Genomic DNA, 22,983 nt, shown 5'->3' on the forward strand with positions numbered 1-22,983 from the left:
CAGACCGCAGAGGAAATAAACTCGCTTTCCGCGGACGAACGCCCGAGCCTCCTCGCAAGGCCCGCTGTGGGGTCTCGGCCGCCCGTTTTTCCGCAGGAGTCTCGCTTATTTCCTCTGCTACACTATTTCGCTCTACAGAGCCTTTTTAACCGCTTGCTGCCATAAAATTTTATGCTTTAATCGTTCAACGTCTTTGATTCCAAAGGAATCTCGTTTTAAAACCTTTATCGTATGGTTTATTCCCTTGATATACCCATTATGAAATGGATACATGAATGACTGTAAAATCTCTTGTTTCCAACGCATGAACGTTTTTCTTACACGGCGAAATGCCTCTATGTTTGAAGCACGCATCCATTTCAAACATTCTTCCAGCCCTTTTCCGGCTGTCTTCTCATCACTTGTCTTAAACCATTGTTTTCTCTTTACAGAACGGGCACTTTTGTTGCCTTTGTCTTGTGTAAAGCTCTACTCTTAAGGCGCTTCCTTCTTCCTCTATATTCCATACATCTACTTGTTTATCTTTAATCCCCAGTAATTCCATAATATAACGTTGCACTCATATCCCTCTCTTTTTCCTTTGGTGTCAGCAACTTTAGGGTAACAAAGAGAGAGGGAATGAGTGTATTTTTTTTGCACACTGCAGGTACACCCATCACAACAGGGGACACCACCACATTCAGTATAGAGCCGTTTTTCTTTCCATCATCCAGCCAAAAGAAAAACCGCCCTCCAAAGGGAGAGGCGGAAAAATTTTTTACAATTGATAGAACGGACGTGGAAGCATATCTTTCATGACTAAATCATCCAGACTTTTGAAGGTGTAGCCTTGCTTGCGCATGTCATCAATCATATACTCCAACGCTTCTGCATTATCTTCTGAAACCGTATGAAGCAGGATAACGGCACCAGGATGGACTTGATTAATCACCTGCTGGTAAGCTGATCGCCAGCCCTTCTGACTGTTCGTATTCCAATCAACGAATGCGAGGGACCAAAACATATGGATATATCCAAGTTCATTTGCCCATTTAATCGACTGTTCCGTAAATGTACCCTTTGGCGGGCGGACATACTGCATCTTTTTTTGGTCGCTGATTTTCGCGACAGCTGATTCGAGTCTGTCCAGTTCCTCTTTCATCTTCTGCTTCGATAGCTTGGTGAAATCGGGATGATGGTAGGAATGGTTTCCGACAATATGGCCTTCGTTCACCATCCGTTTTACCAGCTCCGGACTGCTGTCTACATAATGCCCTGTCACAAAAAAAGTAGCAGGAACATCCTTTTTCTTCAGAACGTCGAGAATTTTGCCTGTATAGCCCTGTTCATACCCATTATCGAAGGTTAAATAAATCACCTTATCTCCTGATTTATCGAGATAATAACCACCGTTTTCTTCTAAAATGGCGCCATATTTCCCTACTTCAGGTGGCTGATGACTGCTGTTCTTTTTGTATCCCCAGCCATAAGCGTCCGCCTGATTTACCGCCGGCAGTGCCATTGTTCCGAGCAGCAGCACAGCAAGCACGATCATCCAATACAATTTATGCATGTGGTTCACCCAGATTCTTTTTTAATTTTATTTTTTCTTCTGGCGAACACTATTATACGGTGATCTCAGGCGCAATAATTTCCATCTCAGACAAAAAAGCGACTGCCTCAAATAAAGAGACAGCCGCTTTTTCAGCTGATCTTACAGGATAACCGCTGCAATCCAGCCAAAGATAAACAATGGAATATTGTAATGGAGAAAAGTTGGAACAACCGTGTCCCAAATGTGATTATGCTTGCCGTCTGCATTAAGACCTGCAGTCGGTCCAAGTGTACTGTCGGATGCCGGTGAACCTGCATCGCCCAGTGCACCTGCTGTACCGATTAATGCTGCAGTAGCCAGTGGTGAAAAACCGGCAGCAAGACAAATCGGAACATACAAAGCAGCCAAAATCGGCACAGTACCAAAGGAAGAACCGATTCCCATGGTGACCAACAAACCGACCAGCAGGAGGACAAAGGCGATAACCACTTTATTATCTCCCAGTACGCTGGAGGAAGCCTCCACCAATCCGTTTACAGCTTCCGTTTCTTGTAGAATGTGACCATAACCGGAAGCGACGAGCATGACGAAAGCAATGGTTCCCATCATCGCAATCCCTTCACTGATGACACTGTCTCCTTTTTTAAACGGAACGACAAGGAAAGCAAACATCAGCACAAGTCCTGTCAAAGCCCCGATAATCAAGTTATCTGTCAAAATCTGTGCAATCAACGCTGCCACAATCGAAACGATGGTAAGCGCATGTTTCCGGTTGAAAGTAACCACTTGATTGACTTCCTCGACCGCGTTTGTTTGAGCGACGGCTTCAATCGGCTCTTTTGGTTTCCGGTACGTGATAAACACAGCGATCAACAATCCGACAATCATTCCCGATCCGGGAATCAACATCGCCAGTGCTGCCTGACTCATCGTCAAGTCGCTGCCGTTGTTCACCATTCCATTCACGATTGTCTGGTGGAACAGAATACCGAAACCGGCCGGAATCATGATATATGGTGCTTTCAAACCGAATGTCAGGGCAGTTGCCACCCCTCGGCGGTCCAGTTTCATTTTATCGAATAGTTTTAACAATGGCGGAATCAATATCGGAATAAAAGCAATGTGTACAGGCACTACGTTTTGCGATAACGATGCAATCCCGGCAATCGCCAACAGCATAATCGTTTTTTTGCCGGTCAATACTTTGATCAAGTAGTTCACCAACAAATTGGTGATGCCTGTATAGCTGATAGCAACGGCAAATGCCCCTAGCAAAATATAACTTAACGCGGTACTTGACTGTCCACCCATTCCATCAACCAGCATCCCCACTGCTTCAACCGGCGATAATCCGGCCATCAATCCGGCAGTGAGTGCCGCGGCAATAATTGCTATAATAACATTGACGCGCAAAAGACTGAGCACGGTCATGACTAAAACGGAAATAATAACAATCCACATACGTATTTAACTCCTCTCAAAAAATAAAAACGTTTCTCTTTATCTCTCTACCACTTTACCATAGTAAAGGATGGGGCGAAAAAAATCAACCGACAATCGGAAATTGCCGGTATTTGACAGCAACTATTTTATTTTAAGCTTGATTCCATTTTTTCTAAGATATCGATCAATTGGTCGATATCTTCTATGGAAGTCTCTTCCGGATCCATGTTTTCCAACCGGGTCATAAAACCCGCCAAATGGACTTTAAGTTGTTCTATTTTATCCTGGTCTGCCATCTGCCCCTGCTCCTCCTTCTCTATGGTGCTGTAACTGCTTCAATAAACGATAGCATTTAAAAAGCCATTACTACTCTAACGGAAAACAGGCCGTCTGTCCAATGCTCAAACGGAATGTTCGTCCAGCTACATTTATCCTACCACCAGTAACATGCTATAATACCTTTTAAGCAAAACATGGAGGTATTATTATGTCGCTTCAAGATATATGGAAATACGCAGGGGATTTTTGGGATCATGCGATCACACAAATTATCGTCGGTGCCATCCTTACATTCCTATTAGTCGTTATTTTGCGGAGGATTATTCATTCCTTTTTCAAAAGAACAAATTTTATGGAAGAAAAGAAAGAAAAAACGATAGAATCCATGCTGAATTCGTTAATCAAATACATTGCCACCTTCGGCTTTATCGTCTATGTGCTTGGCCAATTCGGTATCAATGCCGGCAATATCCTGGCTGGAGCCGGAGTCATCGGGATTATCGTCGGGTTCGGGGCTCAAAGCCTCGTCAGGGACCTGCTCGCCGGTATGTTCCTTCTATATGAAAAGCAGCTAGAAAAAGGGGACTGGGTCAAAGTCAACAATACGTATGAAGGTTTGGTCGAAGAAATTGGGTTGCGTTTTTTAAAGGTACGACAATGGTCCGGAAAGCTTACTACAATCGGCAATGGGCAAATCCATACGATTGAAAACTACAATATGGATGAGATGCGGGTTGTCGAGCATGTCAGTATCAGTTTTTATGAAGACCCTAAAAAGATTTTTGCTATCTTAGAGGACACCGTGGAACGGCTCAATACCGAGCTGGGCACCTACTTAAAAAAAGATTTGACCGGGAATCCAATCGAACCGTTTCAGTTATATGGGATGTCATCGTTGAATGATCATTTCCACGGCTATCAATATACCGTCACTGGCCTTTGCAATGACCTGCTCTACTTTACTGCCGCCAAAGAAACAAGGCGGATCCTTGCAGAAACAATGTACGAGCATGGAATCACGATGGCAGAACAACAAATAAGCTATCGAATGCCGCCAGGAGAACATTCGTAACGTTAATCTCTATGGGAAGTTTACCTGTTCCGGACAATATCCGCTCCATCTAAAAAAGCATTCGATTTGATCATCGAATGCTTTTTGCTGTTATTTCAACTGGAAGGAAAAGGATACATGGTCCTGAACTGGTATCCAGGCGCCGATGCCTTGTTTGGTGACATTTTTGACGACAATTCGTTTTTTCGAGCCTTTCAGCTCCAGATACACTTCCCCGAAGGTTACCTGCCCTTTTTCATTAACAGCTGGTGCGTACGCGGTTAAATAGCCGACTTTTTCCTTTGGAACACCGTACGCGTTACTAGTTTTCGTTCCTCTTCCCAAGACTGTATGAAAGGAAAGCGGCAGGTCGGTGTTCGCCTTAGCATCAAGCAGCATCATCCGTTTCACCTGGTCGGAGTTGGTGATTTTAGCTGTCAACGCGCCTTTTATATGCTTCTCCTCTTCCTGATTGTAGCTCATCGTTTTCTGTTTGTCTCCACCGATATTGTTTAACTGGTTGGTGTTGATTTTTTGGTATTCCCAGTTGGGAGTTGTTTCAGCCGATTTATAATTCAATGGCCAATGGCCCATATAAACCATTCCCCTGTAGCCGATTGCCAATGGGGAAGGCTTTAATGACGTTTCATTCAACAATTTAATTAATTCAGGGTTTTCTATTTTCACATCGGATGCTTTGATAAGCTCCTTGGCCAGCTTGCTTGGTTCTAAAACCGCTTCATCCTTCGATGAATTCGGATAAGTGTTTTCCTTGGATACATTCAACACATGACTGGGGATTTCATTCTTTTCCGGCTCTTCTTCCCGCTTTTTCTCTTCTGCTTGCAAAAGTTGAGGAGAAACGGTAAAGAGACATAAGGCAATAGCCAATATCCATTTTAACTTATTCACTGTGCCCAATCCTTTCAGGTTTTCCCCTAGTATTTCACCGTCAGGGCTTGTTATGCACCTGATGAGAGATTCGCAAACCTGGCTAAGTTATTCCTCAAAAAGGACCCTGTTTGTTAGAGCGATTATCCCTGACTATGTAGCAGCCTCGTCATCAGCTTCCTTGCTTTTGGTTCAAAGAACTGGATTGCTGGTCCGATCACGACTAATATCACGATGGTACCGATGCCGACCGGACCACCGATAAGCAGAGCAGCAACCAGTGCCAATCCTTCCGTAGTGGTCTTGGCCGCCAAAAGCGGGAGATTCCACCGTTTTTGCAAAGAAACCATTAACCCATCGACTGGATTCAACGATAATTTCGGCTGCAGATACAAAGCAACACCAAGGGCAAGCACCAAGATACCAACTACAAGGATGACGGCTTGAATAAGGGCACCATTTAATTCCCATGCCTCCATAACCACCAACAGCCAAAAGTCAATCATCATCCCAACTACGAGGATGGTAACGATTGCAAAATAATCAGGGCGTTCTCTCGTTAGCCAGGCGTTCACCCCTATCAATACAACTCCGATGATCATTACCCAGTTCCCGACGGTGAAATCCGTCAGCTCAGATAGGCCGACATTAACCGCATCCCATGCTCCCACTCCTAAGTCTGCCGTGATCGTCAAACTGATTCCAAATGACAGCACAATCAAACCGGCAATGAAAAACAACCACCGTATTACTAACTGTTTCCCCATCGTTTTGGCCCCTTCTGTCTCTTCGCTCTCTTCTCCATTAAGAAAAAAGGCCTTATAAAAAGATAAGACCCTTTCAGTTTAAACAGACAGCTCGATGTATTCAAGACTTTCTTCGATTGTGATGCTATTTTCGACGGTGCGGATCATTGAACAATTTTTGCGTGCTGTCCGCAAGCTTTTTTTGAGTTTCTCCTCACTGAGCCCTTTCCCTTTTACAATATAGCGCAGATGAATCCGCTCGATCCGGTTTGCTTCTTCTGGATTCCGTTCAACATCGGCAATTATTTTCCAGTCCTCCAATTTCATCCGCTGCTTCTCTACGATTTTTCTGAATACAGAAGCACTGCACCCTGCAATGGAGGATACCATCAGCTGATATGGTCGGAAACCATAATCTTCATTTCCCGATATATTCAACTGACCGTAATCAAAAGAGGTACGAACGCCTTGTTCTTTCATATAGAAGTCCATAACACCACTCCCTTGTACCGTTTAGTATGGTTGTTCCCGAAACACCAACTGTTTAATACAATAAAGAAGGATAAAAATGTTGACCTTTCTCACAGGACATATTAGATTGGAAAGGATTGCTATTATTTTCGTCATAAGCTCTTGATTTTTAGATGGCATACTAGTTTAATTACAGACTGCTAGTTGCTCATAACAGATGGGAGGAAAGAGCGATGGTTTCCGATCGTACACGTTTTAAATTATTGATCGGCCTGGTGACTATTTCCGGTTTTTCACAAGGGATGCTGCTTCCGCTTCTTGCCCTCATATTGGAACAAGACGGGGTGCCATCTTCGGTTAATGGCCTTCATGCAACAGGATTATACATAGGTGTGCTGTTAGCTTCCCCATTCATGGAGAAACCGATTCAAAAGCTGGGATTTAAGCCGATGATCTTAATCGGCGGGCTGCTCGTTTTTGTTTCCCTCGCGTTTTTTCCGGTTTGGCATGCGTTATGGTTCTGGTTCATCCTGCGGGTGACCGTCGGAATTGGCGACCACATGCTCAATTTCGGCACCCAGACATGGATCACTTATACATCAGCGCCAGAAAAAAGGGGAAGAAACATCGCGTATTACGGATTGTTTTTTAGCCTTGGATTTTCTATCGGGCCGATGATGACTCGTTTGTTGTCCGTCAATGAGAATCTTCCGTTCATTATCTCTGCCATCCTATGTTTTCTTGTATGGACATCATTGTTTTTCATCCGTAATGAATGGCCGCAGCAGGAGGGAGAGGAACGTGTTTACGCGGCTCCACGCTCTTCGCTGGGACGATTTATCAAAACATGGAAGCTTGCTTGGGTGGCATTGCTTCCACCATTCGGTTATGGATTCCTGGAAGCTACGTTAAACGGCATTTTCCCTGTTTACGGATTGCGGATCGGCCATGAGGTAAACATACTGTCACTGATTATCCCTTGTTTTGCGGCAAGCAGTTTGATTACACAAATACCGCTCGGAATACTCAGCGACAGAATCGGACGTAAAAAGCTGTTAAGTATCGTGCTCTGCTTCGGCAGTGCCTCGTTTTTGCTCGCAGCTCTGTTCGAGGATTCGGCAGTCTGGTTGTTCATTACATTTGCTTTAGCAGGCATGTTCCTGGGATCCATTTTTTCTTTAGGCGTTTCCTATATGACCGATATCCTGCCGAAAGCCTTGCTTCCTGCAGGTAATATTTTGTGCGGGATAGCCTTTAGCATTGGGAGTATCTCCGGCCCTTACCTGGGTGGGGTGTTTATCGATCTGTTCCCATCCGTTTCCTTCTTTTACGTCATCGTCGTAATGCTGGTTATCATTTTGGGAGCGCTGCATCTGCAACAGTCGAAACAGCCCCTGCAAGCAGCTGAGTAAAAGCACCATATCGCTCTCAACTTGGCACAAAGAGATACTGATTCACACACGTTATTTCCTCTTGGGAATAACGTTTTTTCTATTTTTTAAAAAGATTTTCTGTTTGCGGAAAAACGAATCGAATCGAAGGGCATGTGTGCATTTCCCTATAGGCTATATAACTATCTGGATAATTGTGGTAACATGTTCCTTAACAATTATGAGGTTATTCATGAGATAAGCGACTTTAAGGTGGGTGTTTTATGTATGCATTAATCGCTTTATTTGATAAAAAAACGGAGACGTGCATCGAGAATATTTGGCAGGAATTAAAAGAAAGATCCATTTCTTCTTATGCCTATGAGGTGGAAGATCGAAAACCTCATCTTACGTTGGCAAGTTATCATGTGTTAAAGGTTGAAGAATTTAAGCAGCAAATGGAAAGTACCTATAAAAAACAACCTATACTTGAAATAAAATTCAATACGATTGGCTCCTTCCTGAATTCACGTACATTGATCTTTTCTCCTAATGTAACAAAAGAATTAATAGAACTGCATGAACGTCATCACCAAGACTTTGAACGGTTTCATGATATTCCTGATTCCCTTTACCTCCCCGGTAATTGGGTACCACATTGCACACTAGCAAACAGGTTATCATCATATAAAAGGATGGAAGCATTTGATTATGTTTCCAAAAGATATAACGGAATGGTTGGCAAGATAGTGGAATTGGCATTAATCGATGTATCACAGCCAAGCAAAGCACCAATTATATACTCGAAAAACCTACAATCCACTGAATGAAAATATTTTGTCTCATTGCGGAGAAAATAATTTAATAGGGGAGGATGATGAATAAACGTTTCTCTTTGTTTCTTGATTTGTTTATTCTCTGTACACTGACTGGTTGCTTTGGTGAAGATTATGATGTCGGTGTGCCAACTGCTTATTTAGATACACACGCCCACTTGAATATAGGTGCTGAACATGTGCAATTGACAGCGGCTAATACAAACTGGAAATCATCCAGTGGAGAGGTAGAAAAAACAATCGAAAATACAGAAGAATACGGCTCGTCACAAGAGGAAATAAAGGTTTTTCCGAACCAAAGCTTCTTTAGATTTCAAAGAGAATGCTGAAAATGGTGGGGATATTTGGACCGATCCAACCATAAAAGCAACTTTATGGAAAGACGGAGTGAAAAACGAAGTTCATTTGAAAGAGAACAGGGACTTTCAGTTCCATTCAAATAAAGGGAACTATTTTTTGGAGGTTGTCTTTAAAAATAAAAGCGGAACTGCCCAATATGCAGGGAACGTGATTATCCAATGATAGGTTTTATCTCTTAGCAGATAAATAGAAGGCATGGAGAAAAAAACTCCATGCCTTCTTTGTTGGCCGGTAGAGCCTTGCAGACTTTTCATCCGGCATTAGCTATTCATCCATTCCATTACTTCCTCAAATGACGGCATGCCTGCCTGAGCCCCGAATTTTGTAACAGACAACGAAGCGGCAGCCACTGCGAAGTTAATGGAGCGGGGCAGTTCCCATCCTTCTGCTAAGCCGTAGGCGAGTGCTCCATTAAAACAATCGCCGGCTCCCGTCGTATCCCTTACGTTTTTCACTACTGGTGCGGGAACGATTTTTAATACGCCATTTTCCGAATATGCCGCCCCTCTGCTTCCCAATGTGACAATCAAATGCCCTCCATAGTCCGCTTCCCATTGTTTTATGGTACTGCCCAGCTGCTCATCCGTCGTTATCCTTCTGCCTGTCAGCGTCTCGAGTTCCGTTTGATTTGGGGTAATAAAATCCGCCAACTGCAGCATGTCTGCAGGAAGCTTTATAGCCGGGGCAGGATTCAAGATGGTGGGCACTCCATGTTGTTTTGCCAGCTTTAACGCTTCATGTACTGCATCAATCGGGATTTCCAACTGCATTAATAAGATGTCAGCAGTAACTATTTCTTCGGAGAAGCCAGCAATCGTTTCAGGCGTCCATTTCTGATTCGCACCCGGGATAACGACGATACTATTGTCATCAGGCACAAGTGTAATATTGGCAATGCCAGTCGCTGTTTCTTCTGTAAATATGGTTTCCGTAGACAGACCTTGTTGGGAAAGACTCTCACGCACATCCTTCCCGAAAGGATCGTTTCCAACTTTTCCATACAGTTGGATGTCTCCGCCCAATTTATAGACAGCTACTGCCTGGTTGGCACCTTTACCTCCTGGTAAGTACTGTACCGTTTTTCCGTGGATGGTTTCTCCTTTTTTCGGCATTCGATCCACGGATACGATAATATCCATGTTAAGACTGCCGATGACTGCGATTTTTCCCATGCGCCCTTCTCCCTTCTCTGCTTCTTTTTTTATTTTACAAAACGGCTGTACCGTTTTTCCAATTTTTCCTGCAGAAAAGAGATGACAGAGCATAACGGCCAGTAGATTAGGGCAACCAGGACATACATGGTCATGGTGTCGAACGTCCTGCCACCAGCGATTTGTGCCTTTTGAAATAACTCTGGTACCGTAATGACTGCAGCAAGCGAGGTTGCTTTAACAAGGTCGAGAAAAATATTCGTCAGCGGAGGAATCGCTATCCGGAATGCCTGGGGCAGAACAATCCTTCTCAGCGTCTGCCAATAGCTGAATCCGAGCGCGTGGGCAGATTCCCATTGGCCGCGCGGTACACTATTCAGTGCAGAACGATTCACTTCCGCAATATAAGCAGCGCTGTTCAAACCAAATCCGAGCACGGCAGCGGTATAAGCTGTGAGTTCGATGCCTGCCACCGGTAAGCCAAAATATAAAATAAACAAAAACACTAAAATCGGTGTACCTCTCATAAACGAAATATACACACGCGCTGGCCATCGAAGCAGTTTCTTTTCCGAGCTGCGCGCCAAGGCAAGCAACATACCAAGCACCATTCCAAGTGCCATTCCGGCAAATGACACTGCAATGGTCATCGGTACGCCGCCCAACACAAATGGCAGATTCTCTAATGCCAGCTCGACATCAAACAAGCCTCCGAAGGAAAATCCGTTTACATCGATCATGGCCCCTTACAAGTCCAATCCTTCAATTTCCTGGATTTCGTCTTCCGGTTTCTGTGAAGCATCTTCCTTATAAAATTTTTCAGCCAACTCGGTCAACGTACCGTCTTCCCGCATTTCGGCAAGGGTTGCATTTACTTTTTCGGTCAGCACATCCGCACCTTTTGGCAATACCACTGCCTGTTCGGTCGGATGGAACTTCAAGTCAGGATGCAGGTGAATATCGAAATCGGGAAAAGCAGCCACCCCGAATTTGGATAAAAAGTAGTCATTGACGATAACGTCGGTTCGTCCGTTATCGACGTCCCGCAAGTAAGCTTCATTTGGAGCGTTTCCATATGTTTTGATCTCAGCACCGTAATGCTCGGCGATTTGACTGTAAATAGTCGTGGCACCACCGCCCGCTATTTTGCCTTCAAGGTCCTCCAGTGTTTCAATACCGGAGTTATCCCCTTTCCGGACAACCATTGTCGAGTAAGAATATTTGTACGGTTCACTAAAATTGAATTTTTCTTTTCGTTTGTCCGTCGCTTCGATATCGTTGACAGCAACATCGATACGGCCGCTGTTGACCGCCGGAAGCATACTGTCGATTCCCATGATTTCGAAAGACACATCTAGACCCAGTCTATCAGCAATCTCCCGCATCACTTCGACATCATAACCGGTCAATTGATCCGGATTTTCTTCTTCCCCTTCATAGTAAGAGGCAGCAACCAGAGTTCCGGAAGTTCCCGCAACAATTTCCCCGCTTTCTTCGATTTCCGCCCATTTATCCCCACTTGTTGTTTCTTCTGATGTTTGTGATTGATCCGATTCATCTCCACAGGCTGTTAAAAGTACCGCCAAGGTGACAACGGACCAAATCCATATCTTCTTCATTTCATCCCGCCTTTTCTTTTTGTTATATGTAAAACTCTAATAAAAAGATAACAGTATAACCGCTTTAATTCAACATATTCTTATTCTGTATTTAACCAATTTCATAACTGTTATATTTTAACTGAAGATTTAGCGCAAGGTGCATGCGAGCATTTCCCTCCTACAAAAAAAGCTATCCCTTAACAGGATAGCCATTTCTGTATTTATGAATGACGTTTTTCCACTCGATATTTTTCAAATAAAGCATTTATTTCGCCACCGGCAATGATGATCATACCGGAAAGATAGAACCATATCATCATTACGATGACAGTCCCCAAACTGCCATACACAGCAGAATAACTACCAATGGTATCGACGTAATAGGAAAAGGCAAGCGAAACCAGCTGCCAGCCAAGGGTGGCGATTGCCGCCCCGACGGCAGCATCCTTAAAAAACACTTTCCGGTTCGGCGCCATTTTGTACAATGCAAGCAGTACGATGAAAAATACGATAAAGGAAATAACCCAGCGCAAGGCATTCCACATTTGCAAAAAGCCTGCAGACAAACCGAAAAAAGAAAACAAATAAACACCAATTGCTTTCCCGAAAATCGGCAGCAGAAAGGCAATCGCAATCACCGTTACCATGGCAATTGTCAAGACGACGGCAATCAGCCGTGATACGATAAAGGATCGGTTTTCCTCGACATTGTAAGCAGCGTTTAAAGAACGAATAATGCCGTTGATGCCATTGGATGCCGTCCACAATGTAGCCAGGATCGCCACCGACAATAAACTGCCATTGCGGCTTTCTGCAATACCGCTCAGATTCTCGTTGATCAGGTTGAATGTTTCTTCCGGCGCATACAGAGATACAAACCGCATGATATCAAGCTGGGTCAGCGGGAGATAACCAATCAGCGTAATCAAAAACAACAAGAAAGGAAAAAAGGACAACAGAAAAAAGAAGGCAAGCTGCGCTGCCATGCCAGCCACATCATCGTCCATTATCCGTTTAATAAGCTGCGTGACAAACTGGATCAACTTGCGCAATGCCTTTGTTCTCCTTTTCCAATGGGCTATGGCTATTTATTGTCGTCATCTAGCTTGCTGACATTTTCCAATGTTGATTGTACCTGGTCCATTATTTCCAGGGCACTTTCGGCTCCGCTTGATAACGCACCGGCCGCCTTTTCATAACATTCGCGAATATTACGGACAGCGTCAGACGGATTCCGCAAATAATAACCCGCACTGCTGCCGGTCTTTTTCAAGTTCCTTACTAGCTGTGTTCTTGTCGGCCGGTCATACAGGGAAAGCAATCCTCCGACAGCCGCCCCGATGATTATTCCTTTTGTTAATTTTGAATCACTCATTCAATCCACTCCTTGTCTTTAAATGATGGTCCAGTTTAATATGGTCCAGCAGCTGGTTGCAGCCTTGATAAATCAACTCATATACATAATCGAAATTACCGGTGAAATAGGGGTCTGGTATATTTACCTCGTCCGCATCCTTCACATAATCCATCAGCCTGGCCACCTTGAGCCCCTGTGGTGTTTCTCTGATCAGATCAAGATCATGGATGTTATTTTCATCCATCGCAATGATGTACTGATAATCATCCCAATCAGCAGGTCGCACTTGTCTGGCGGTGATGCCCTGATAAGATATGGAACGCTCGTCCAGAATCGCTCGGGTTCCTTCGTGCGGAAGATTTCCAGTATGCCAGTCACCGATTCCCGCCGAATCAGCGGCGATTTCTGTTTCCAGTCCTTCCTTACGAACCAACTCGCGAAAAATCGCTTCGGCCATCGGCGATCGGCAAATATTCCCCAGGCATACAAACAAGACGTTAATCACTAGGTGTTTTCACCCGCTTTCCAAAAAGTCTGGTTACTCTATAATAAATGTAACGTTTTTATCCCCGATTTTCACGGAAAATACTTCGGGAACTTTTACCTCGGTCAAGGCGTCTCCTATGTTTTCTATTTTTCCGGTTAGTTTTCCTTCTCTATCGCTATTTATGTCCAAACCTTCAGTTTAGAAAGACTGGTAATTTTTATCCTTGACATTTTACCTAAATTTTCGGAAAATTTCATTAGTACGTACTTTATTTATAAAGGGGGAAAAATATGGGGGAAGAAAGTAAATTATTAGACATGATCAATACGATCAGCGGATATGTATGGGGGCCGCCGCTGCTTATTCTATTGGTCGGAACAGGTATTTATCTAACACTGAGGCTCGGCTTTTTGCAAATCAGGTCGTTGCCTTATGCATTAAAGCTGGCGTTCAGTCCATCGAAACAGGATAAAAAATCAACAGGGGACATCAGCCACTACCAGGCATTGACCACTGCTATGGCTGCCACCATTGGAACCGGTAACATCGCTGGTGTGGCCACCGCTGTGGTATTAGGCGGTCCAGGTGCCGTGTTTTGGATGTGGATCACAGCTGTATTCGGCATGGCAACAAAGTACGCAGAAGCGATTCTGGCCGTGAAATACCGGGTTACCAACAGCAATGGAGAGATGGCCGGGGGACCTATGTACTATTTGGAAAAAGGTTTGAAAGCGAAATGGCTTGGTGTTTTATTCGCTCTCTTCGGTGCTGTAGCAGCATTCGGAATCGGCAACATGGTGCAAGCGAACTCAGTAGCCGATGTACTGGAAACCTCTTTCAGCATTCCTACCTGGATTACCGGAGTCATTTTAACCGTATTGGTATTCCTTGTTATCATTGGCGGGATTAAGAGTATCGGAAAAGTCACTTCTTTCTTCGTTCCGATCATGGCTGCCTTTTATGTTCTTGGCGGATTGGCTATTATTATCATGAATATCGACCTGGTACCTTCTGCTTTGGGAACCATTTTCTCTGATGCCTTTACCGGAAGCGCTCTGGGCGGCGGTCTTCTCGGAACCGTCATCCGTTACGGGGTAGCGCGTGGTGTGTTTTCCAATGAAGCGGGCTTGGGCTCCGCACCGATTGCGGCGGCTGCAGCACGTACCGACTATCCTGGCAGACAGGCACTCGTTTCGATGACCCAGGTATTCATCGATACGATACTGGTTTGTTCCATCACCGGCCTGACCATTGTCATGGCTGGGCAATATACCGGCGGATTGGACGGGGCAGATTTGACCTCTGAATCTTTCGGCGTATTTCTCGGCAGCACAGGCACTTATATTGTGGCTATCGGTATTATCTTTTTCGCGTTTTCAACCCTTGTCGGCTGGTCTTATTATGGAGAAAAATGTATCGGTTACCTGATTAATGATAAGGCTATTCCGATTTACCGGATTGTTTTTGTACTAGCGGTATTCGTTGGTTCTGTTGCAGCCCTAGACATCGTCTGGGGAATCGCGGACATCATGAACGGATTGATGGCCTTCCCGAACTTGATTGGACTTCTGGGGCTATCCGGTGTGGTAGCGGCCGAAACAAAACGTTTCCTGAAGGTCGCCAAAGAAGAAAAAAACCAGCTGGATCAACAAAATACGTATGGTGCATAAATAAAATCCCGCCTTATGGCGGGATTTTTACTTAGAAAAGCTATTATATATCAAACCTCTTCAGCCACCAGCATGTTTTCGAATTCTTCAGCTGGTACTGGCCTGCTGTAATAATAACCTTGGTAGTAATCACATTTTTGATGTTTCAAAAATTCGAGGGCAGCACGCTCTTCCACCCCTTCAGCGACTACTTTGACTCCAAAGGTATGAGCAAGCTGGATCATGGCTTTGACGATTTCGGCATTGCTCGGTTCATGAAATGCATCTCGGATAAACGATTGGTCGATTTTCAAATGATTGATCGGAAATTTACGCAAATAACCAAATGATGAATAGCCTGTTCCAAAATCATCAATCGATAGCGTAATTCCCATTTCCCGTAATTCATTCATGGTTTCGATGCATTCTTCTGTGTTTTGCATGACGCTATTCTCTGTAATTTCCAATTCCAGACATTCTGGCGGTACGCCGGTTTCCTGAAGAATGTGCCGGACTTTGGCTGTAAAATCCTTACGCTGGATCTCTAAAGCGGAAACGTTGATAGCGACCCTCTGGATCTTAAAGCCAGCCTCTTTCCAACGTCTCTGCTGCCGGCAAGCTTCTTTGATAACCCATTCACCCAGCTGGATGATCAACCCTGTTTCTTCGGCAAGCGCGATGAATTGCTGTGGCGAAATGAAGCCGCGTTCCGGATGGAACCACCTGGTCAACGCCTCCATTCCGATAATCTCCCCGCTGTTCACATCAATTTTCGGCTGGTAATAAAGCGTCAGGTCTTCTTTGGTCAATGCCCGCCGCAATTCACCTTCTAACAAAATGAGATCGTTGTACGTTTGATTCATTTCTTTCGAATATACTAGCTTGTCATTACGGCCGTTGACTTTACAGTAATGCATTGCGATACCTGCATGGTTGATCAGCTGTTCAGGGGTTTTTCCATGGCTCCCGAACCTGCTGATGCCGATAGAACAAGTAATAAAGAACTCTTTACCAGTAATCATCAGCGGCTTGTTAATCTGTTTAAGAATGGCGCTGCCGATCCGTTCCATCGCTTCTTCCGTACAGTCTTTTTGCAGGATAAAAATAAATTCATCCCCGCCATAACGATAAAGGTTACCCTGTCCCCAGGTTATATCCTGAATTCTCTCGGCAATCGTCGAGATTACCTGGTCCCCAGCGAACTGTCCCATCGCATCGTTTATGTATTTGAGCCTGTCCAAGTCGCAATAAAAAACCACAAATGGTCCATTGTCTTCGGCAATCCAAGCATCCAAATCTTCTGCCAATTTCGTGCGGTTCGGGAGACCGGTCAACTGGTCATGGTATGCCAAATGACGTACTTGCTGCTCCGCCTCTTCAAGGGAGGTAATATCGACAGCTGAACCGACCACTTCCACTACCTTGCCATTTTCCCAAATAGGTGCCAGTGTAAAAAATAAGTATAATGCGTTGAATTCCATTTTAAAATGAATTTCTTCACCCTGAAAGGCCGCCCGATATTTTTCTTTGAATTGTTCCGCCTGCTCAGGCTGGAGAAACTCTTCCAAAACCATCCCATCTCCCAGCTCGGTAGGCAAATCCAGCGTTTTCGCAAGCCGGCCCTTGATCATTGTATAAAAGAACCTGTCATCTCGCTTCTCGACTTTATAAATCATATTGATCAAAGCATCGAATGTTCTTTCGAACTCATCCTCCATCGTTTTGATCAATTGCTGCTCCATTTCTTTTTCCCTGGTGATGTCTTTTCGGAAAGCGATGAATGAGGCGGGAGCACCCTCCTGTTCCTGCAAAGGGATGATGGTTGTCTGCATCCAAATAATACTGCCATTTTTATGACGATTTTTCACGTTGCCGCGCCATACTTTACCTTCCAGGATGGTCAGCCATAAATCCCGAAAAAAGGATTCTGGATGGTACCCGGAATTAATGACTTGATGCGTTTCACCGAGAATTTCCTCGGCAGAATAACCTGTCATCTGACAAAAGTTGCTATCAACATATGTAATCTTGCCTCGGTTGTCCGTGATGGTAATCGTAGTGTCCGATTGTTCCATGGCATACTTGAATTGACGAAAACCCTCGAAAAGGGTCTTAACCATGTTTTTCAACTCAATCATTAATTGGACCGATTCATCTTGGTTATCCGTATCATCCAACCGACTTAATAAATTCTCGAGTTTATCCAGATCACAAGTAAGATCTAAGTTTAGTAGTGTCATTTTAGTCACCTTTAGAATTAATGTAAATGTATGGCTATCGTCTCTTAAGTATAAAGGAAATGAAAGCGATTGTATATCACGAATCAAGAGAAAACAAGAACAAAATCGAACCCAATAGAAAAACGTCGGACCAAGGATGTAAACCGGGGTCAGTCCCCCGCCACACTACCAATCTACCACTGCGTCGTGCTGGGGGACTATGCTGCGGGACTGTCCCCCACCTCGGTAGTGCTCGATCGCGGTAAAAGGGGGATGTGCCAGGCAAGCTGTTTATCTACCGCTGCATCACAAGGTAAGGTTATGAATTACAGACATCGCCCAATCTAAAAAAGCCATCAGCTTTTAGGCTAATGGCTTGATACAGGATTCTCCTTCATTTTTCGGCGAATTGACAAAGGTACTAACATCATATGCTTTCAATGGTTCCGTTGGCAGCTTTTCAATGAACCTGGCCACTTCCTCGGGATGCCGTTTTACCGGGGCGATCCATTCTTCTTCTGCGTCCTTAGGAAGAATGACTGGCATGCGGTCATGAATGTCCTCCATAAAACTGTCTGCTTTTCTGGTCAGAATCGTACACGTAAATAACGGCTCCTCGCCATCCACTTCCCATTTGTCCCACAAGCCGGCAAAGGCAAATAATGCACGTTGTGCGGAGGAAATCCGTTTCGGCTGCTTCCCGCCGTCTGTTTTTTTCCATTCGTAAAAACTATCCGCCACAATCAGGCAGCGTTTCCTCGACAGTAAATTTTTAAAGCTTGGTTTCTCATGCGCTGTTTCACTCCGGGCATTGATCATTTTATAACCGATCTTTGGATCTTTCGCCCAAGAGGGAACCAATCCCCAACGTAAAAATCCGGCCTTGCGATCTTCCCCGTTATGAACAATCGACAATATTTGCTGTCCCGGGGCAATGTTAAACCGGCTCTGATAACCTTCCAACTGCTGATCCAGATCAAATTCCTTCAAGATCTGCAACTCACTAGCTTGTAAAGTAAACCGCCCACACATCCTACCCCTCCTGTTCCTTTTCTTCTGGGGTCAGTCCCTCAAATGGCCAATCGTCCTAAAAGCTTTGTTTTGGGGACTGACCCCAAAACTGAAAATTGATTACCCCCTATAATCTGTCATCCCTGGTATGCCGGGGATTCAGATGAAATAGCAGCTTTCGGGGACTGTCCCCAAACTGCTATTAATCACCGATTTAAGTATTTTGGGGACTGACCCCACGACCTGACCCCACGACCTCTGACCCCGCGATCTGGGGACTGTCCCCGCCAACCGAACCATCCCCTGGTTCCCCCGCCATCACACCGACCCATCCCCTGGTTCCCGGGTGTCACTATATCCCGAAGCGCTTATTGATTTTTCCGGAATATTTCCGGAATCCGCTGCTTTTCTTCATATTATTTTTTTCGATCAACATGCGAAGTTGTAGCTCTTTTTCGGATAACTGCTTACGGTAACCTTCTTTTTGCTCCGGATTCTTGGCAAGGTCCACCATTTCCTGAAGAGAAATCAATTCTTTTTGTAGCCGCACTTCGTCTGGAAGATAGCCGGAATTTTTCATCATTAGGTAACTGGTGCGCATATCTTCCGGTATTGCCGACAAATCCTCCAGTTCCTGCCTCTTCCCCTTCCCTGGTAGGTTATCCAATTCTCCGTCACGAATCGCCTGTTGAATTTTTTCCTCTGCCATTCGGCTCGCAAAATCCATCGCCATCCTCCTCTCATTTTTTCTTCCCACTATATTCCAAGTGCAACAGCAGCCCTGCATGAGGGCATGTAGCAAATTTTTCAAGTAACAAATAGTCTCTCTATTTTATATAATAGCACCTAGTTGAACATTCTTTTAACCTTTTCCCCTTTTTCGTTGTTTTTATAGATGTTACAATGGCCCGTGAAAAAATCAGGGTAGGTCTATCCCACCCTGATTTGAAACGTTTTGGATCAGACCTGACGTTTCATTCAAGTAAAAAACGGGAAAGGATGATAGGGATGCATGTAGGAAGCAAAGGTTGGTACGTAAGCAAATTGAAGAATTTGGGTGTCCGCCACATAGAAGGACGCAAAATCGAACGCTATAAAAAGCCAGTACTTGCAAACCTATTGGAAGAAAAGCAGCAGTAAGCTTTCTATGAAAAAACGCAAAGGGCGGGAATTCAACTTCCTGCCTTTTTTTATAACGTAACCGTTATTGCGAAAATGCATCCTTTTCCATTGTATGTAAAATAAAAACAGTAATGTAAAGACAAGTATGAAAATGAAATGTTCTTTGGAAATCGTAAACAAAAAAACCATCAAATCCCATGCTTTTCACCCCCCATAAATAATAGGGCGTATTAGAAAGGCTATAGTTGAAAATTTTCATCAATGGAGGAAATTATATATGTTTTCTAATGCTGAGATTGGAATCGATTTAGGAACTGCAAATATATTAGTTTATACAAAAGCCAAAGGAATTGTTCTAAACGAACCATCCGTGGTCGCTATAGATATGAATACGAAAAATGTAGTAGCTGTAGGCAGCGAAGCCAAAGAAATGGTCGGAAAAACACCGCAAAACATCGTACCGATCCGCCCGTTGAAAGACGGCGTCATCGCTGACTATGATGTGACGGCACAAATGTTAAAAGAAATTCTGAAAAAGGTCAGCAAAAAAGCCGGATTATCGATGCGGAAACCGACGGTAGTCGTTTGTACACCTTCCGGAAGTACTTCTGTCGAACGCAGGGCCATCCATAACGCCGTGAAAAGTTATGGGGCAAAGGAAGTGCATTTAATCGAGGAACCAGTTGCGGCTGCCATCGGATCTGATTTACCAGTGGACGAGCCTGTCGCCAACGTCATCGTGGACATCGGCGGAGGAACGAGCGAAGTCGGCATCATTTCCTTTGGCGGGGTTGTATCTTGCCATTCAGTGCGTACCGGTGGAGACAAGATGGACGACGAAATCATCCAGTATATCCGCAAGCATTACAATATTTTAATCGGAGAAAGAACGGCCGAAAACATCAAAATGGAAATTGGATATGCCTTGATTGAACATGACGAATTATCCATGGATATCCGTGGCCGTGACATGGTTTCCGGTCTTCCACGAACCATTACCATCACTTCTCCTGAAGTACAGGAGGCGATAAAAGAATCGCTGGAGGCAATACTGGAAACGATCCGTACAACTCTGGAAAACTGTCCGCCTGAATTGAGCGGAGACATTGTCGACCACGGGGTCATGTTGACTGGAGGCGGTGCATTGCTAAAGGGAATGCAAAAATGGCTGTCTGAAGAAATCGTCGTACCAGTCCATTTAGCACCGAATCCGCTTGAATCCGTAGCGATCGGTACCGGTCGTGCTCTGAAAATGATCAACAAGCTGCAAAAAGCCGCTAAGTAAACCGGCTGAGCAATCGCTACTCTAGTGCATAAAACCACTCTGCTCCTTTTCACACTTTGTCGTTTCTGCTCATATAGTGGTTGAAAAGGAGTGGATTGCTTTGTTCACTGTTGTCTCTTTTTACCGGGTAAAGAAGCATCATACAAACCAATTTATTACCCTTAATCAGGAAGTTGGCGTCATCAACATGTCATATGGCGCTATCGCACATGATATTTGTCTCCCCGCTAGTGCTGATTCGGCGGCAGCTTTGGCTGCCTTTATGCAGACTGCAGAAGATGAAGACCTTTTGTTCGGTCAAATTGTCTTTCGCAATCAGTCTCACTACGAGGAGGTTTCCTTAAAATTGAAAGAAGATTTACAAATACAAGCACTTACAAAGGATTTGGCTGAGTTGATTGATTCCTCACATATCCTGACGGCTTCTTTTTCATCTGAAAAATAGCTTTGGTAACCAAATCATGCTATTTATCGTATAAATCCATTTTTAGTGCCGAAAAATAAGATTAATCGCTTGATCTCTTGGGTATAAGGGTACTATTGGAGAAGCCCTCCTCCTAACAAGCAGAAAACTCCTACATAAATAGGACAAGCAGATAGACATTATGGATTGAGAGGTTGCGATATGAAAACAGCAGAACTATTGTCATCACTTAAAATCAAACAAATATACGGAACATTGCCTGAGGAAGTGACCGCGATCCATAACGACTCGAGGCAGACAGAGCCGGACAGCATTTTCATCTGTACACGTGGATTTACTGTGGATAGCCACGACTACTTCCAGCAGGCGATCGATAACGGCGCTTCTGTCATCATTGCTGAAAAAAAGCTTGATGTCGACTTGGATAAGACAGCACTTGTCATTGTGAATGATTCCTACAAAGCCACCGCTATCCTTGCCAATCATTTTTATGATTTTCCTTCAACAAAAATGACATTGTTTGGAGTGACCGGGACGAACGGTAAAACGACAGTGACCAATCTGATTCACTCCCTTTTACAAAAAAACGGCAAAAAATCGGCTGTTTCCGGAACCATCGGTGTGGAATTAGCAGATGAACAAATAACGAGCAACAATACAACTTGCGACGCATTGACAAATCAAAAGATCCTACAGCGTGCGATGGATCAGGACATCGACCACATGGCTATGGAAGTCTCTTCCCATGGTTTAAGCCAGGGCAGATTATGGGGAGTGGACTTCGACGTTGTGACGTTCACCAATTTAACCCATGACCATTTGGATTATCACGATACAATGGAACAGTATGGCTATGCCAAAGGGCTTTTGTTTGCCCAATTGGGACAAGACATGACCAAAACCAAATATGCCGTATTGAATAAAGACGATGCATGGTTCGATACGTACAGGACAATTACCGCAGCGGAGGTTATTTCCTACAGCCTGCGAGCGCCTGCCGACTTCCAAGCGGAAAATATCCAATACTATCCGGATAAAACGGTATTCACTTTGCATTCTCCGGAAGGATCCTATACGGTATCGATGAACTTGCTTGGTGAGTTCAATGTGTATAACGTATTGGCAGCTATGGCCTCACTGTATGCCTACGGGGTCCCGGTGGAACAACTGGTCCAATTTATCGGGGAACTCGATCCGGTGGATGGACGAATGGATAAGGTGGCAATTGAAGCTCCTGTATCGATGTACATCGATTATGCCCACACACCTGATGCGATTGACAAAGCAATTGATTCCGTACAGCCATTCAAAGAAAACAGGTTGATTTTCATGGTTGGTACAGGCGGGGATCGTGATGAATACAAACGTCCGGCGATGGCTGAAAAAGCTTCGCGTGCAGATTATGTCATCCTGACAATCAATGATCCTCGATTTGAAGATGAAGAAACGATCTTGCGGGATATGAAAAAAGGAATGAAGCATGCCAATTATGCGTTGATCGCTGACCGCAAGGAAGCCATCCGCCATGCGATCGAAGTGAGCGAACCGGGAGATATTCTGATTTTTGCCGGAAAAGGACAAGAGGATTATCAGATTATCGAAGATACCAAGTATCCGCACAGCGACCGAAAAATCGTCGAGGAGCAATCGCTGCTTAAATATGGAAGCGTCGAATAGAATCAAGGAATAACGTAGA

At 44.4% G+C, this 22,983-nt stretch carries 25 protein-coding genes and 1 pseudogene; 9 read left to right on the plus strand and 17 right to left on the minus strand.

Annotated elements, in window-relative coordinates; translation table 11 throughout:
• Positions 1-132: 132 nt before the first annotated feature.
• The 5 genes and pseudogenes from BN1067_RS01650 to BN1067_RS19715 all read right to left on the minus strand — a co-directional run.
• Positions 133-420, minus strand: a pseudogene (locus tag BN1067_RS01650) (transposase); the annotation flags it as partial.
• On the minus strand, positions 407-559 hold the full coding sequence (locus tag BN1067_RS19710) for a hypothetical protein (protein WP_199868448.1): 153 nt from the start codon (positions 557-559) through the stop codon (positions 407-409). The gene BN1067_RS19710 and the pseudogene BN1067_RS01650, both read right to left, overlap by 14 nt.
• A 198-nt stretch (positions 560-757) precedes the next feature.
• Positions 758-1,552: a delta-lactam-biosynthetic de-N-acetylase gene (gene pdaA / locus BN1067_RS01655; RefSeq protein ID WP_053217198.1), complete on the minus strand. Its 795-nt coding sequence runs from the start codon at positions 1,550-1,552 to the stop codon at positions 758-760.
• Between the two features lie 141 nt (positions 1,553-1,693).
• Positions 1,694-2,995 carry a Na+/H+ antiporter family protein gene (locus BN1067_RS01660; RefSeq protein WP_053217199.1) on the minus strand — a complete coding sequence of 434 codons (1,302 nt, stop codon included), beginning with the start codon at positions 2,993-2,995 and terminating at the stop codon, positions 1,694-1,696.
• A gap of 128 nt (positions 2,996-3,123) precedes the next feature.
• Positions 3,124-3,273 (minus strand): SE1561 family protein, encoded by a 150-nt coding sequence (locus BN1067_RS19715; protein ID WP_199868449.1) that lies wholly within the window; start codon positions 3,271-3,273, stop codon positions 3,124-3,126.
• Between the two features lie 191 nt (positions 3,274-3,464).
• Between BN1067_RS19715 and BN1067_RS01665 the strand changes: the two genes are divergently transcribed.
• Positions 3,465-4,328 carry a mechanosensitive ion channel family protein gene (locus BN1067_RS01665; RefSeq protein ID WP_053217200.1) on the plus strand — a complete coding sequence of 288 codons (864 nt, stop codon included), beginning with the start codon at positions 3,465-3,467 and terminating at the stop codon, positions 4,326-4,328.
• Positions 4,329-4,418: 90 nt separating this feature from the next.
• On the opposite strand, the gene BN1067_RS01670 is transcribed toward BN1067_RS01665, so the two are convergent.
• The 3 genes from BN1067_RS01670 to BN1067_RS01680 all read right to left on the minus strand — a co-directional run bounded on the left by BN1067_RS01670 (position 4,419) and on the right by BN1067_RS01680 (position 6,436).
• Positions 4,419-5,219, minus strand: a complete 801-nt coding sequence (locus tag BN1067_RS01670) for a YfkD famly protein (protein ID WP_053217352.1) — start codon at positions 5,217-5,219, stop codon at positions 4,419-4,421.
• 122 nt (positions 5,220-5,341) lie between these two features.
• Positions 5,342-5,965, minus strand: a complete 624-nt coding sequence (locus BN1067_RS01675; protein ID WP_053217201.1) for a YczE/YyaS/YitT family protein — start codon at positions 5,963-5,965, stop codon at positions 5,342-5,344.
• Between the two features lie 78 nt (positions 5,966-6,043).
• Complete coding sequence (locus tag BN1067_RS01680) at positions 6,044-6,436, minus strand: OsmC family protein (protein ID WP_053217202.1); 393 nt, start codon at positions 6,434-6,436, stop codon at positions 6,044-6,046.
• Between the two features lie 212 nt (positions 6,437-6,648).
• Between BN1067_RS01680 and BN1067_RS01685 the strand changes: the two genes are divergently transcribed.
• From BN1067_RS01685 to BN1067_RS20055, 3 genes are all read left to right on the plus strand, one after another.
• On the plus strand, positions 6,649-7,827 hold the full coding sequence (locus BN1067_RS01685) for an MFS transporter (RefSeq protein WP_053217203.1): 1,179 nt from the start codon (positions 6,649-6,651) through the stop codon (positions 7,825-7,827).
• A 242-nt stretch (positions 7,828-8,069) separates the two neighbouring features.
• Positions 8,070-8,615 carry a 2'-5' RNA ligase family protein gene (locus tag BN1067_RS01690; protein WP_053217204.1) on the plus strand — a complete coding sequence of 182 codons (546 nt, stop codon included), beginning with the start codon at positions 8,070-8,072 and terminating at the stop codon, positions 8,613-8,615.
• Positions 8,616-8,662: 47 nt separating this feature from the next.
• Positions 8,663-8,950: a hypothetical protein gene (locus BN1067_RS20055; RefSeq protein ID WP_053217205.1), complete on the plus strand. Its 288-nt coding sequence runs from the start codon at positions 8,663-8,665 to the stop codon at positions 8,948-8,950.
• 291 nt (positions 8,951-9,241) lie between these two features.
• Here the strand turns inward: BN1067_RS20055 and rbsK are convergent, their stop codons facing one another.
• The 6 genes from rbsK to BN1067_RS01725 all read right to left on the minus strand — a co-directional run bounded on the left by rbsK (position 9,242) and on the right by BN1067_RS01725 (position 13,595).
• The gene (gene rbsK / locus BN1067_RS01700) at positions 9,242-10,153 is read right to left on the minus strand and encodes a ribokinase (protein ID WP_110943257.1); all 912 of its coding nucleotides are present in this window, start codon (positions 10,151-10,153) and stop codon (positions 9,242-9,244) included.
• Between the two features lie 29 nt (positions 10,154-10,182).
• Positions 10,183-10,872 carry an amino acid ABC transporter permease gene (locus tag BN1067_RS01705; protein ID WP_053217206.1) on the minus strand — a complete coding sequence of 230 codons (690 nt, stop codon included), beginning with the start codon at positions 10,870-10,872 and terminating at the stop codon, positions 10,183-10,185.
• 6 nt (positions 10,873-10,878) lie between these two features.
• The gene (locus tag BN1067_RS01710) at positions 10,879-11,751 is read right to left on the minus strand and encodes a transporter substrate-binding domain-containing protein (RefSeq protein ID WP_053217207.1); all 873 of its coding nucleotides are present in this window, start codon (positions 11,749-11,751) and stop codon (positions 10,879-10,881) included.
• Positions 11,752-11,954: 203 nt separating this feature from the next.
• A complete protein-coding gene (locus BN1067_RS01715; protein ID WP_053217208.1) occupies positions 11,955-12,785 on the minus strand; it encodes a YihY/virulence factor BrkB family protein in 831 nt (276 codons plus the stop codon).
• A 32-nt stretch (positions 12,786-12,817) separates the two neighbouring features.
• Positions 12,818-13,108: a hypothetical protein gene (locus BN1067_RS01720; protein WP_053217209.1), complete on the minus strand. Its 291-nt coding sequence runs from the start codon at positions 13,106-13,108 to the stop codon at positions 12,818-12,820.
• Positions 13,101-13,595, minus strand: a complete 495-nt coding sequence (locus BN1067_RS01725) for a low molecular weight protein-tyrosine-phosphatase (RefSeq protein WP_053217210.1) — start codon at positions 13,593-13,595, stop codon at positions 13,101-13,103. Before BN1067_RS01725 ends, BN1067_RS01720 begins: the two co-directional genes overlap by 8 nt.
• A gap of 272 nt (positions 13,596-13,867) precedes the next feature.
• Here BN1067_RS01725 and BN1067_RS01730 point away from each other — a divergent pair, with 272 nt between their 5' ends.
• Positions 13,868-15,247, plus strand: a complete 1,380-nt coding sequence (locus tag BN1067_RS01730) for an alanine/glycine:cation symporter family protein (protein WP_053217211.1) — start codon at positions 13,868-13,870, stop codon at positions 15,245-15,247.
• Positions 15,248-15,297: 50 nt separating this feature from the next.
• On the opposite strand, the gene BN1067_RS01735 is transcribed toward BN1067_RS01730, so the two are convergent.
• The 3 genes from BN1067_RS01735 to BN1067_RS01745 all read right to left on the minus strand — a co-directional run bounded on the left by BN1067_RS01735 (position 15,298) and on the right by BN1067_RS01745 (position 19,183).
• On the minus strand, positions 15,298-17,466 hold the full coding sequence (locus tag BN1067_RS01735; RefSeq protein WP_053217212.1) for a sensor domain-containing protein: 2,169 nt from the start codon (positions 17,464-17,466) through the stop codon (positions 15,298-15,300).
• A 342-nt stretch (positions 17,467-17,808) separates the two neighbouring features.
• Positions 17,809-18,477: an SOS response-associated peptidase gene (locus tag BN1067_RS01740; RefSeq protein ID WP_053217213.1), complete on the minus strand. Its 669-nt coding sequence runs from the start codon at positions 18,475-18,477 to the stop codon at positions 17,809-17,811.
• A 331-nt stretch (positions 18,478-18,808) separates the two neighbouring features.
• A complete protein-coding gene (locus tag BN1067_RS01745; RefSeq protein WP_053217214.1) occupies positions 18,809-19,183 on the minus strand; it encodes a DnaJ family domain-containing protein in 375 nt (124 codons plus the stop codon).
• Between the two features lie 281 nt (positions 19,184-19,464).
• On the opposite strand from BN1067_RS01745, the gene BN1067_RS01750 reads away from it, so the two are divergent.
• The 4 genes from BN1067_RS01750 to BN1067_RS01765 all read left to right on the plus strand — a co-directional run bounded on the left by BN1067_RS01750 (position 19,465) and on the right by BN1067_RS01765 (position 22,964).
• On the plus strand, positions 19,465-19,596 hold the full coding sequence (locus BN1067_RS01750; RefSeq protein ID WP_110943299.1) for a YflJ family protein: 132 nt from the start codon (positions 19,465-19,467) through the stop codon (positions 19,594-19,596).
• Positions 19,597-19,855: 259 nt separating this feature from the next.
• Positions 19,856-20,863 carry a rod-share determining protein MreBH gene (gene mreBH / locus BN1067_RS01755; protein ID WP_053217216.1) on the plus strand — a complete coding sequence of 336 codons (1,008 nt, stop codon included), beginning with the start codon at positions 19,856-19,858 and terminating at the stop codon, positions 20,861-20,863.
• Between the two features lie 100 nt (positions 20,864-20,963).
• Complete coding sequence (locus BN1067_RS01760) at positions 20,964-21,308, plus strand: DUF1428 family protein (protein ID WP_053217217.1); 345 nt, start codon at positions 20,964-20,966, stop codon at positions 21,306-21,308.
• Positions 21,309-21,488: 180 nt separating this feature from the next.
• Positions 21,489-22,964, plus strand: coding sequence for a UDP-N-acetylmuramoyl-L-alanyl-D-glutamate--2,6-diaminopimelate ligase (locus tag BN1067_RS01765; RefSeq protein WP_053217218.1), 1,476 nt, complete (start codon positions 21,489-21,491; stop codon positions 22,962-22,964).
• Positions 22,965-22,983 lie beyond the last annotated feature (19 nt).

It is taken from the genome of Virgibacillus senegalensis (assembly GCF_000821245.2).
Taxonomy (GTDB): domain Bacteria; phylum Bacillota; class Bacilli; order Bacillales; family Amphibacillaceae; genus Sediminibacillus; species Sediminibacillus senegalensis.

Coding starts and splice junctions, on each gene's coding strand:
- pdaA (WP_053217198.1), bottom strand. CDS start 1,552: ATGCATAAATTGTATTGGATGATCGTGCTTGCTGTGCTGCTGCTCGGA.
- BN1067_RS01660 (WP_053217199.1), bottom strand. CDS start 2,995: ATGTGGATTGTTATTATTTCCGTTTTAGTCATGACCGTGCTCAGTCTT.
- BN1067_RS19715 (WP_199868449.1), bottom strand. CDS start 3,273: ATGGCAGACCAGGATAAAATAGAACAACTTAAAGTCCATTTGGCGGGT.
- BN1067_RS01665 (WP_053217200.1), top strand. CDS start 3,465: ATGTCGCTTCAAGATATATGGAAATACGCAGGGGATTTTTGGGATCAT.
- BN1067_RS01675 (WP_053217201.1), bottom strand. CDS start 5,965: ATGGGGAAACAGTTAGTAATACGGTGGTTGTTTTTCATTGCCGGTTTG.
- BN1067_RS01680 (WP_053217202.1), bottom strand. CDS start 6,436: ATGGACTTCTATATGAAAGAACAAGGCGTTCGTACCTCTTTTGATTAC.
- BN1067_RS01685 (WP_053217203.1), top strand. CDS start 6,649: ATGGTTTCCGATCGTACACGTTTTAAATTATTGATCGGCCTGGTGACT.
- BN1067_RS01690 (WP_053217204.1), top strand. CDS start 8,070: ATGTATGCATTAATCGCTTTATTTGATAAAAAAACGGAGACGTGCATC.
- BN1067_RS20055 (WP_053217205.1), top strand. CDS start 8,663: ATGAATAAACGTTTCTCTTTGTTTCTTGATTTGTTTATTCTCTGTACA.
- rbsK (WP_110943257.1), bottom strand. CDS start 10,153: ATGGGAAAAATCGCAGTCATCGGCAGTCTTAACATGGATATTATCGTA.
- BN1067_RS01705 (WP_053217206.1), bottom strand. CDS start 10,872: ATGATCGATGTAAACGGATTTTCCTTCGGAGGCTTGTTTGATGTCGAG.
- BN1067_RS01710 (WP_053217207.1), bottom strand. CDS start 11,751: ATGAAGAAGATATGGATTTGGTCCGTTGTCACCTTGGCGGTACTTTTA.
- BN1067_RS01720 (WP_053217209.1), bottom strand. CDS start 13,108: ATGAGTGATTCAAAATTAACAAAAGGAATAATCATCGGGGCGGCTGTC.
- BN1067_RS01730 (WP_053217211.1), top strand. CDS start 13,868: ATGGGGGAAGAAAGTAAATTATTAGACATGATCAATACGATCAGCGGA.
- BN1067_RS01735 (WP_053217212.1), bottom strand. CDS start 17,466: ATGACACTACTAAACTTAGATCTTACTTGTGATCTGGATAAACTCGAG.
- BN1067_RS01740 (WP_053217213.1), bottom strand. CDS start 18,477: ATGTGTGGGCGGTTTACTTTACAAGCTAGTGAGTTGCAGATCTTGAAG.
- BN1067_RS01745 (WP_053217214.1), bottom strand. CDS start 19,183: ATGGATTTTGCGAGCCGAATGGCAGAGGAAAAAATTCAACAGGCGATT.
- BN1067_RS01750 (WP_110943299.1), top strand. CDS start 19,465: ATGCATGTAGGAAGCAAAGGTTGGTACGTAAGCAAATTGAAGAATTTG.
- mreBH (WP_053217216.1), top strand. CDS start 19,856: ATGTTTTCTAATGCTGAGATTGGAATCGATTTAGGAACTGCAAATATA.
- BN1067_RS01765 (WP_053217218.1), top strand. CDS start 21,489: ATGAAAACAGCAGAACTATTGTCATCACTTAAAATCAAACAAATATAC.